The 11,060-nt window shown below is 60.5% G+C and carries 9 protein-coding genes; 8 read left to right on the top strand and 1 reads right to left on the bottom strand.

Annotated elements, in window-relative coordinates; genetic code table 11:
* The first annotated feature begins 501 nt into the window (after positions 1 to 501).
* From CCUG20998_RS21150 to CCUG20998_RS21185, 8 genes are all read left to right on the top strand, one after another.
* A complete protein-coding gene (locus tag CCUG20998_RS21150) occupies positions 502 to 1,971 on the top strand; it encodes an MFS transporter (protein ID WP_020729903.1) in 1,470 nt (489 codons plus the stop codon).
* Positions 1,972 to 2,042: 71 nt separating this feature from the next.
* Complete coding sequence (gene cysQ / locus CCUG20998_RS21155) at positions 2,043 to 2,831, top strand: 3'(2'),5'-bisphosphate nucleotidase CysQ (RefSeq protein WP_020729902.1); 789 nt, start codon at positions 2,043 to 2,045, stop codon at positions 2,829 to 2,831.
* A 482-nt stretch (positions 2,832 to 3,313) separates the two neighbouring features.
* Positions 3,314 to 4,018: an adenylyl-sulfate kinase gene (cysC, locus tag CCUG20998_RS21160; protein ID WP_020729901.1), complete on the top strand. Its 705-nt coding sequence runs from the start codon at positions 3,314 to 3,316 to the stop codon at positions 4,016 to 4,018.
* 80 nt (positions 4,019 to 4,098) lie between these two features.
* Complete coding sequence (locus tag CCUG20998_RS21165) at positions 4,099 to 5,022, top strand: sulfotransferase domain-containing protein (RefSeq protein WP_231389741.1); 924 nt, start codon at positions 4,099 to 4,101, stop codon at positions 5,020 to 5,022.
* Positions 5,023 to 5,149: 127 nt separating this feature from the next.
* Positions 5,150 to 6,091, top strand: coding sequence for an HPP family protein (locus CCUG20998_RS21170; RefSeq protein ID WP_231389740.1), 942 nt, complete (start codon positions 5,150 to 5,152; stop codon positions 6,089 to 6,091).
* 25 nt (positions 6,092 to 6,116) lie between these two features.
* The gene (locus CCUG20998_RS21175; RefSeq protein WP_231389739.1) at positions 6,117 to 7,481 is read left to right on the top strand and encodes a cation:proton antiporter; all 1,365 of its coding nucleotides are present in this window, start codon (positions 6,117 to 6,119) and stop codon (positions 7,479 to 7,481) included.
* A 93-nt stretch (positions 7,482 to 7,574) separates the two neighbouring features.
* Complete coding sequence (sat, locus tag CCUG20998_RS21180) at positions 7,575 to 8,840, top strand: sulfate adenylyltransferase (protein WP_036456171.1); 1,266 nt, start codon at positions 7,575 to 7,577, stop codon at positions 8,838 to 8,840.
* Complete coding sequence (locus tag CCUG20998_RS21185; RefSeq protein WP_012395834.1) at positions 8,837 to 9,148, top strand: DUF6955 family protein; 312 nt, start codon at positions 8,837 to 8,839, stop codon at positions 9,146 to 9,148. Before sat ends, CCUG20998_RS21185 begins: the two co-directional genes overlap by 4 nt.
* Positions 9,149 to 9,311: 163 nt before the next feature.
* Here the strand turns inward: CCUG20998_RS21185 and CCUG20998_RS21190 are convergent, their stop codons facing one another.
* Positions 9,312 to 10,724 (bottom strand): MFS transporter, encoded by a 1,413-nt coding sequence (locus CCUG20998_RS21190; RefSeq protein ID WP_036456502.1) that lies wholly within the window; start codon positions 10,722 to 10,724, stop codon positions 9,312 to 9,314.
* Positions 10,725 to 11,060: the final 336 nt, after the last annotated feature.

Consider the following 11,060-nt stretch of genomic DNA (forward strand, 5'->3'; position numbering starts at 1 on the left):
ACTGTCAACCTATAGCTTCAAGGAAGTTATAAAGGTGCGCCGGGGCGATTGCGGCGCATAACGGCGGTGGGGCTCGCCATAACCGCCCGTCGCGAAAGCGATGGCCAACGGTCCCTGCGGAACAGTCAATACGTGGCTGCCAATTGTGCAGCCACCTGTGACGCGGGGAAGGGGGCCTTGTGACCGTAGGTTTTTCACACTTGACGACGGTCGGCACCGCGTTGCACTTGCGCCGGCCCCCTCGCACAACTTCGGCTCGCACGACTTCGGCGAGCAGCCCGACTGCGACAAACTCGGCCGGGAAGTTTATTACCGTCAAGCCACTCATGCAACTCCCATGCGGGACAACGGCTGCCCACGTGCGCCTTCCCCGGGTTCCCGTCGCTGAGACCGACGCCAACCCGCTGGACGCTCGATTGCCTTTCGGCGCGGCACAACCCAAGGCAAGCACCCCGGCATCGCCGATCGCCGTCCACCACCAACCCGAAAGGTTCGCAGCCTATGGCGCGCTCGCGCATCACTGACTGGCATCCAGAAGACACGGTGGCCTGGGCAAACGGGAACTATGCGATTGCCCGCCGGAACCTGACCTGGTTAGTCCTCAATGCGCACATCGCCTTTTCGGTTTGGTACCTCTGGTCGGTGATGGTGCTGTTCATGCCGCAGTCCATCTACGGTTTCACCACCGGCGACAAGCTACTGCTGGACGCCACCGCATCATTGGTCGGAGCGCTGGTGCGCATCCCATATGCGATGGCGGCCAACTGGTTTGGTGGAAGCACCTGGACCACAATCTCCGCACTTGTGCTGTTGATCCCCACCCTCGGAACCATCGTGCTGCTGGCCCACCCGGGCCTGCCGCTGTGGCCCTACCTCGTGTGCGCCGCGTTCACCGGTTTAGGGGGCGGTAACTATTCGGGTTCACTGGCCAAGGTCGACGGCCTCTTTCCGCAACGACTCAAGGGCTTTGTGCTCGGCTTGACCGGCGGCATGGCCAACCTCGGATCTGCCGCCGTCCAGATGGTCGGACTCGTTGTCCTGGCCACCGCGGGCCACGCGGCTCCCTATTGGGTATGCGCAATCTATTTGGTGCTGCTGACCATTGGCGGCATCGGTGCGGCATTGTTCATGGACGACGTGGTAGCCCACCGCACCGGTCTGTCGTTGAACAACCTGCGGTCCATTCTCACCGTGCCCGACTCGTGGACGATCTCGCTGCTCTACATGTGCGCGTCGGGCTCGTTCCTCGGCTTCGCGTTCGCGTTCGGCCAGGTGCTGCAGCACAACTTCGCGGCAGCCGGGGAAACCCAGGCTCATGCGTCACTGCACGCCGCCCAAATCGCGTTCATCGGCCCCCTGTTGGGCTCACTGGCAAGGATCATCGGCGGCAAGCTCAGCGATCGCTTCGGCGGTGGTCACGTCACTCTCACCGTCTTCTCTGCGGCGATCCTGGCCGGCGGATTCTTGGTCGGCGTCAGCATCTACGCCGACGCGGCGGCGGAGCGCGGCGATCCGATGACCGGCTTCATGATGGCCGGATACATCGTGGGCTTTATCGCGCTGTTCATCGTCTGCGGAGCGGGCAAGGGCGCGGTGTACAAGCTGATTCCGTCGGTGTTCGAGGAACGCAGCCGCGGGCTGAGCCTGAACGCTGCCCAACGCCACCACTGGGCACGAGTCCGGTCCGGAGCCCTGATTGGGTTCGCCGGTTCCTTCGGCGCGTTGGGCGGGGTCGGGATCAACATGGCACTGCGGCAGTCCTACGTCAGCACCGGCACGGAAACGCCCGCATTCTGGATCTTCTTCGCGTGTTATATCGGCGCGGCCATCCTGACCTGGGTGCGCTACGTGCGGCCGACGGAAACCGCCGCCGGTGCGGCGGGCCGGCCCGCTCCACTTCCGGCATCCGCACCCCAGCCGTCGGCAGAGTCGGCCGCCGAACCAACCGCGGCGGAGTCGATCACGACCTGAACTAGATCGTGGGGTGGCATATCCGATGCCGCCAAGCCGAGGAGGGGAATAACCACACAATGGGAGGCATAGTGTACGAAGCAGTCAGTACGACGTTGGCCGATAAACATCTTGAGCAGGTCACCGCCATCGCGGTCGAGGCCGGAAAGCTGACTCTCAAGTATCGCCAGAATCCGGAGGTTACCGAGAAAGGCGATCACGGTGACGACACCTCACCGGTCACCGAAGCCGACTTGGCAGCGAACTCGTACATCACCAACCATCTCGCGGCGCTCGACCCGGACATACCGATAATCTCCGAGGAAACCAAGTCGGCGGACTATGAAACCCGACAACATTGGCATCGCTTTTGGCTGGTGGATCCGCTGGACGGCACCAAAGAATTCATCAAGGGCAGCGATGAGTTCACCGTCAACATCGCCCTGGTCGAGAACCAGGAACCCATTCTCGGGGCAATCTACGTTCCAGCGAAGCAACTTCTGTACTACGCGGCCAAAGGCCACGGCAGCTGGAGAGTGAAGGATAACGGGACCCCGGTACAGATATTCTCGTCGGTTCCCGACCTCAGCAACGGGCTGACCATCGTGGAGAGTAGGTCACACCCATCGGCGGCGCTGGAAAACTACCTCAAGGATTTTCCCATCAGAAAGCGGATATCCGCAGGTAGTTCACTCAAATTCTGCGTTGTCGCCGAAGGCATTGCCGACATATATCCACGGCTGAATCCCACGATGGAGTGGGACGTGGCGGCGGGCGACTGCATATACCGTAATTCCACGCATTCGGGCCAACGTACATCCTCGTTGACGTACAACAAGCCCACGTTGAAAAATGACAGCTTCGTCATCGGCCTCAAGTGAGTTTCACAGCATCAGGCTGGCACGACAAATATCATCTGGATCGAGCTGGCGGAAATAGCTATTTGGCGACGCGACCACACCGATAGAACACGCCGAACCTAAGCAACAACAGCAAGCATCCAACCAGAATACAGCGAATCACAAGGTTTCCCGACAATAATTAAAATCACGTTGAGCAAAACTGATCGGGAGGGATAGTTGACAACCTCGCAGGACCGCCAGTCGGCACCGCATGCAACCAGCGGTGGCAGAACAGTCCTGTTCAGCAGGGTTGACATAGTCGGTGCGTCGACAGCCTTGGGAGCGAGGTGGTCGTCAACCAGGTCGGCAATTAATCCGACCGGAGTTTGCGCTTCGATTGGCCAGGAGGCGGCGATTGAGGTGCGCCAGAAAACGTTAGTTGAACCTCTCAAAGTGCATCAGCCTTGGCACCTGGGCGCATGCGCACGAAAGCTGATTCATCGACAGGGGGAGACTGTTAAATGAATTCGAACATCACCTGGCACAGCCACTCTGTTACACGCGTTGAACGCGAGAGACTGAACGGACACCGAGGCTGTGTCATCTGGTTTACCGGTCTCAGCGCCAGCGGCAAGAGCACCATTGCAAATCTGGTTGACCAAAAGCTTTGCGAGCGAGAAGTCCGCACATACCTGCTCGATGGAGACAATGTTCGATACGGGCTCAACGCCAGTCCCGACACCCTTCAACAGCGCCATGGCAGAGAATTCGCATCCCGCTTTGGACTGGGATTCTCAGCGGAGGACAGAGAAGAGAACATCCGACGCATCGGCGCGGTGGCCAAATTATTCTCTGAGGCCGGCGTGGTGGCGCTGACGGCCTTCATCAGTCCCTATCGTCGCGATCGAGATGGGGTTCGCGCGACCCTGGCCGACGGCGACTTCCTGGAAATCTTCATCGACACGCCCATCGAGATATGCGAACAACGCGACCCCAAAGGGCTCTACAAGAAAGTGCGGGCCGGAGAGATCAAGGGCTTCACCGGAATTGACGATCCTTATGAGGCTCCGGTGGCACCGGAGTTGAGGCTCGAGGGTGGGATGAAAGACGCCGAGACGCTGGCGGATGAAGTGATTTCTTACCTGGAAAAGGTGGGTGTCATTCCGGCGCTGGCGCGGTGCGGAACCGCTCGGGAAGGGAGTGTCGAGGTTCAGCAGGTTTCCTAGACCGGTTTGAGTTCTTGAACGTTCGTTCGCGCGAGATCGATTTTCTCGTCAGCGACATACAGAAAGGCAATTTCGCTGTGATGAAGCAACTACTCGCTCCGACCAGAGTCCTCAGAGACTATCTGTCCAACTCATTGGTGTGGGAGGACTTCCTCGCCCAGGGCGGGTTCGTCGAGGGAGACATCGTTGTTGCCGATCCGTTCAAGGCCGGCACCACCTGGACTCAGCGGATCTTGCAGCAGATCCTGCACAACGGCGAGGAGAAGGAGACCGGACTCTCCGACAGCTCCCCTTGGCTGGATTCCAGTTGGGGTGACCACGCCGAAATGCTGCGGGTACTCAAGCAGCAGCGCGAGACCGGGATGCGCCGCGTCATGAAATCGCACCTGCCCGCCGATGCTCTTCCGATCGCGCCCGAGGCACGGTACGTGTTCGTCGGCAGAAACGGTAAAGACCTGGGCATCAGCTTCCACAACTACCTCTACAACTTCTCCGAACAGACGATGTCGGCGATCAACCGGGTGCACGCGCAGTGGTCGGAGAACTCGGCGCCGCTGGTGATTCCCTCGGACATGCGCACGTTCTTCGACTTGTGGCTCGACAACGACGGGTATGACTGCTGCGACCTGCTCGACATCATGAAGTCATGGTGGGACCTGCGGGATGAGCCCAATGTGCTACTGGTCCACTACCAGGATCTGAAGAAAGATCTGCCGGGCCAGATAGCGCGGATCGCCTCGTTCCTATCTATCGATCCCGCGTCGCTGCGGATGGACGCGATCGTTGAACACAGCTCGTTCGACTACATGAGTGGTCGGGCAGAAAAGATGGCTCCGTTTGGGGGCGAACACATGTCGAGCGCCAAGGCCTTCTTCCACAAAGGCCCCAAGCGCGATCACCGGACCGAATTGACCCCCGAGCAGATCGAGCGCTTCGACCGAATTGCGCTGGAAAAGCTCGGCTCCGAATGTGCCCACTGGTTGGAAACGGGTGAGACACCCTAACCGGTCGGGCTGGTACCGCAACGGGGGCGGCCGCGGGACCTCGCACCGAAGCGAGGTCCCGCGGGTTCCAATCGCAATCCCGACGGCGCTGACTGAGCGCAGGCTGACCACCCGTGACCACCTGGCAATGGAAGCCACGGCCGTGATGTACGTGGTGGCGGTGGCGACGACGGCGCAGTTCAGCGGCTCACGATGGTTCCTGTTCCCGGCGCTCGCCGCGATCTCGGATGACGTTTTGACTCGACCGTGGGGGAAGTGGGCGAGCCAGCCGGGGCGGCTGGTAGTTACGCCCACTCTGGGGGCGGCCATCGGCACACTGATTACGAAACAGTTCGCCTATCACGTTTTGAGCGTCCTACTCATCGTGACCGCATGTTTGGGCTTGTTGGCCATCCTCAGATCAAACATCGGGCCCGCCATAGCCGCCGGAATGCTACCGCTGGTGCTGGGCATCACCAGCTGGCTCTACCCGGTCGCGGTAATGATCGGCCTGGTTGGGGTCGTCGTACTTCTGGTGCCCTGGCACCGGCATTATCAACGCAAATATCCCGACCAAGTCGAGGTCGCAACCAGCGATATCGACGACCGCCTCGAGGCGCCGCCGGTCGGGAATAGATGGATCCTGCCGCTATATCTGTTCCTGGCGACGCTGGCCTGCTATGCCACGGTGTCGGGCCTGCGGCTGCTACTTGTGCCGCCACTTGTCGTCATCGCATACGAGATGTTCGCCAACCCCGATTCGTGCCCCTGGGCACAGAAGCCCTTCACCCTTCCGCTGGCTTGCCTTCTTACCGCTACGGCGGGATGGCTCGCCGTCACCGCATTCGGGGCCAGCGGCATCGCGGCGGGGCTGAGCATGGCCACCGGGATCGCAGTCCTTCGTCTGCTGCAGATCCACATGCCGCCCGCGCTGGCGATCGGACTACTCCCCCTGGTGATCAGTTCCGCCGGAATCAAATACCCCATCTGCGTGGCCATCGGCGCCACAGCCCTGACGTTCGTTTTTCTGCTCTATAGACGGTGGATCGCCAGGCCGGGCTGCGCCACCGAAAGTATTTCGATGAGATGAGGAGTCCAACGTGTCGAATACTCAATTGACTGACGTTATTTTCATCCTGTTGCTGCTCGTCGGTTTTGCGCAACTGTTGGGCTACCTATTCGTCAAGATGCGACAACCCAAGGTAGTGGGAGAGATTCTGGCCGGCGTCGTGCTGGGGCCGGCACTGCTGGGACGCCTGCCATTCATGGAGCACATCGTCGACGCCGTCAAACACAGCGGCAACATCTTGACCTTTGTCTACTGGCTTGGCCTGCTGTTGCTGATGTTTCTGTCCGGCGCCGAGATGCAGCAGCTGTTCACCCGGGGTGAACGACGCACCGTGGGCTGGCTCATCATCGTCGGTACCGGCACCCCGTTCCTGCTCGGACTGATTGTCGGTCCCCATCTGGTGGGCCCGAGTCTGGCTGGCCCACATGGCAATCGACTGTCACTGATCATCATTCTCGCGGTTGGTGTCGCCGTCACCTCGGTGCCGGTGGTATCAAAGATCTTCGCCGACCTCAACATTCTGGACACACGATTCGCGCGACTGGTCCTTGGCGTCGCCGTGCTAGAAGACATCGTCTTGTGGCTGGCGCTTGCCATCGCCACCGCAATCGCGACAAAGACAACGCTGAATGCGTGGCAGATGTCGTTGCATCTGGCGGTGACGGTGGCCTACTTCGCCGTCGGTCTCACGATTCTTCCCGTCGTGATGAAGCGCATCAACAAGGCCCGCTGGAACGCCTTCGCGCAGCAGTCACCTACGGGCTATGCGATCGCGGTGCTGCTGGCGTACTGTGCCGTCGCCGGTGCACTAGACGTCAACCTCGTATTCGCAGCGTTCCTTGCGGGTTTCGCGGTTGTGCATCGCAAGCGCAGGATCTTTGAGGACGCTCTCGAGGCGATTGGCAAAGTATCTTTTGCCTTCTTCATTCCCGTCTACTTTGCCATCGTCGGCCTCAAGCTCGACCTCATCCGCGGCGTCTCGCTGCCCATGATCGCGATCTTCGTTCTGGGCACCTGCACAATCAAGGTGATGTCGGTGTCGCTCGCCGGACGATTCGCGGGCTTCCGAGGTCTGGACCTCATCAACCTTGCGGTCACCACCAACGCCCGCGGTGGCCCCGGCATCGTCCTGGCAAGCGTGGCCTTCGACGCCGGCATCATCAGCCCGAAGTTCTACACCACGTTGGTGGTCGCAGCGGTGCTGACCTCGCAGTTCGCCGGCGCCTGGCTTGACTACGTGCTGCGCAAGGGTTGGCCGCTGCTGGCATCTGACAATACAAAACAAGCGGCGCAGGCCGCCGGTGCGGATGTCTCGGCCGGCGTGATGGTGGCGTCTGGACAGGACTCTGATGTTGCTGAGCAGCCCCAGGAACCGGTTGCGGATCCCGCTCCCCAGCGGAATACGCGATGAGCAGCTAGGAGTCCCCCGAGCATCGCCGCAAGACGAACAAAGTGCTGTGAAACGACGATAGTAATAAATTCGATTTCAGAAAGAGGCAGCAAGATGGATTATTTAGGCCATAACGGACACCCACTCGTCGACAGGGTGGAAAGGGAAAACGTGGCCGGCCGGATTGAGGGATTGGTGCGCATCCCGATATCGAAGGCGACCGCCCACGAGGTGATCAGCATCTCGTACGGTTTCTTCACGCCACTATCGGGATTCATGGGTCGCCGAGAGGTCGACGAAACCCTTGACAACATGCAGCTTCCCGACGGAACGCTATGGAGCATACCGATAGTCTTCGACCTTTCCGCGGCAGACATCGACAGCTATGGCCTCAAAGAAGGTGGAAGCGCGGTTCTCGAGTACCTCGGCGCCCCCATGGCAATTTTCGACATCACCGAGATATACGAATACGACCTCGATCAGATGGCCGAAAAGACCTACGGCACCACGGATCTGAGACATCCCGGCGTCAAGAAGACGAAAGCGTATAAGGATCGGTTCATCGGGGGCGGAATCACGCTAATCAACGAACCGGTTTTCAACGCGCCATTCAGCAACTTCTGGCTGACCCCACGGCAGCATCGCGACGCGTTGCGAAAGAAGGGCTGGAAGAATGTCGTCGCGCATCAGACCAGGAATGTCCCACACACGGGCCACGAAGCCCTGATGAAGCAAGCCTGGTTTGCCGCCAACGAGGACCAGTCCGTCGACACGCTAAAGACCGGCATCCTGGTCAACGCCATCATCGGACAAAAGAGGGTTGGCGACTACATCGACGAAGCGATCCTGCTGACGCAAGATGCGTTGCGGACCAATGGATACTTTCGCGAAAACGTGCACATGGTGTCCTTCACGCTCTGGGACATGCGCTATGCCGGCCCCCGAGAGGCCATCTTCCACGCGATTCTCAGGACGAATCTCGGGTGCACACATCACATGTTCGGCCGCGACCACGCCGGTGTCGGCGACTTCTACGACCCCTATGATGCACAGAATTTGCTCAAGCAACACCGGGACGAGCTATCGATCAAACCGGTATTCCTCCGGGAAAACTGGTACTGCCCGGAATGCATGGAAGTCACCAACTCCGCCCTGTGCGGCCATGATTCGAAGGCGCAGAGTTTCAGCGGCAGCGTCATTCGAAGCATCCTGACCGACGAAGTCAAACCGACGCAGCGAGTGATGCGCCACGAAGTGTTCGAAGTGGTAATGGACTGTGCGGCCAAGCATGGACAAGGTTCGCCCTTTGTCAGCGAAAGCTATCTGAACGACAGAATGCCGGTCTTCGAGCTGGAACAATTGGAGGAATTCGACGCATGAACAAAACCGCTGGAGCCATCAAGATCAATGTGTGGATCAACGACGAGCGGCTAGCAGCCCTAGAGCAGGCGGGGATGGCGCAATTGGCCGAGGAAGCATTTGCCGGCATGAAACTCCTGGCGATCTCCACCACGGAAGAGCAAAAAGATCTCATCCTGCAGCGGTATGGGTCGGCCAAGTACGACTCTGCGACCACCCGCTCTATCGAGTTGCTGCCAAAGCAGGCCAAGGACAAGTTGCTGAACCTGTCGATCACCATGCGGTCGACGGGTTCTGACGTCACGGGGCGCTTCCTCGAGGAGGCATAGCCTCCCACGGCCCCGTCGCCGGGTAACGCCGCGGCCCCGCCTCCATCTGGGGGCGGGGCCGCGGCCGTTACCGACGATCAGCGGACCAGACCCGCTGAATCAAGCGGTCTTGCAAACGAGTGGCCACCACATCATTGATCCAAACCGGTTCGGATGCGGGCTTTTACGTGACGGGAACCTCAGCCGCGGCCGGCAGTGGCGCAGCGGCTGGCAACAACACCCCGCGCGGACGCGCATACCGAACCCAGGTCAGTGCTGCGGCGGCGATGTAGCACAGCAAGAAGATCCAGAACGCGGGTGTCTCCGTGCCCGTACTCACGTAGGACTGGCGCAACACCAGGTTGATCGCCATTGCCCCCAGCGCCCCGAGGGAGCCGGCGAATCCGATCAGCGCACCCGACATCACGCGCTCCCAGTGGCGGCGTTGAGCCCCGTCGAGGTTCAGCGAACGACTGCGCTCCCGAAACACCGAGGGGATCAACTTGAAGACCGACCCCTTGCCGACGCCGCAGAAGATGAACAGCGCGATGAAGCCACAGATGTAGCCGATCATTGTGGTGCCCGTCACCTGGCCGTTGGGGCCACGGGTGAGATCGTCGTGGGTGCTGACCGCGACCAGGAATCCGCCGGCCACGATCATCGCCGCCAACGCCGCGAAGGTGACACGACCACCTCCTACCCGGTCCCCCAGTCTGCCGCCGAAGATGCGCGACAACGACCCGAGCAGCGGCCCGATGAACGCGATCTCTGCGGCATGCAGCGAGGCTTGCGCATGGGATTCTCCCGCGGCAGCGAAGTTGTGCTGAAGCACCTGGCCGAAAGCGAACGCGAAACCCAAGAACGAACCCGAACAGCACAAATAGAGCAGCGCGATGCCCCATGAATCGGGCACCTTGAGTACCGAGCGGACGTGGGCTACCTCGATGACGTGGGTCAGATTGTCCATGAACAGCGCCGCACCCAGTCCGGCGATGGCAAGCAGTACCAGGTAGACCGCACACACCAGATACGGAGCTTCGTGCCCGGCGGTGGCCAAGACCACAAGGCCCACCGCCTGAATAGCCGCCGACCCCAGGTTGGACAAGCCACCGGTAAGCCCCAAGGCGAACCCCTTCAGACGCTGAGGGTAGAACGCTTCAGCGTGCGATAGCGAGGCGGCATAGTTGCCACCCCCCAGGCCGGTAAGCGCCGCACACACCAGATACGGCCACAACGGCAGACCCGGGTTGGCCAGTAGCACGACCGCCCCGATGGTGGGGATGAGCAGCACGGCTGACGAGAACACAGCCCAGCTGCGGCCACCGAATCTCGTGGTTGCCATCGCATAGGGAATACGCACCAGCGCTCCGACCAACGTGGCTGTGGCGCCCAGCAGCAGCTTGTCCCCGGTCGAGAAACCGTAGACCGACTGCGGCATGAACAGCATCATGACCGACCACAGATACCAGATCGAGAAGCCCACATGTGCGGTCACGTTGGCCCAGATGAGATTTCGCCTAGCGATGACACTATTGCCGGCATTCCAGGCCGATACGTCCTCAGGATCCCAATCTGCGATGCGATGGGTAGGCGCCATGCGGTAGTTACCTTTCACAGACGACGTCGGGTGAATCATCGAATCACTACTAGTTGCCCGGGAGTCCAACGCAGGGCGTATCGGGGCGTCGGCTTCTTCATCGAAAACCGCTGGAGTTGTCGCCATTTCGCTACCACACCCGGATTGCCCGCACACAGCGCGTGGAGATGTACCGACACGAGGGCTGTTCTTGGGCCGCCGGATGCCGCTTCGGGCGCGTCCAAGCATACCGGGCCGTCGCCGCGGGGAGTCCCGCCGATGTTCCGGCCGCGCCCGAGGCCGGCCTAAACAACCCGTCAGTACATGTTGACGAAAACTGTACGAGCACTTGCCATC

It is taken from the genome of Mycobacterium marinum (genome assembly GCF_003391395.1).
GTDB lineage: Bacteria > Actinomycetota > Actinomycetes > Mycobacteriales > Mycobacteriaceae > Mycobacterium > Mycobacterium marinum.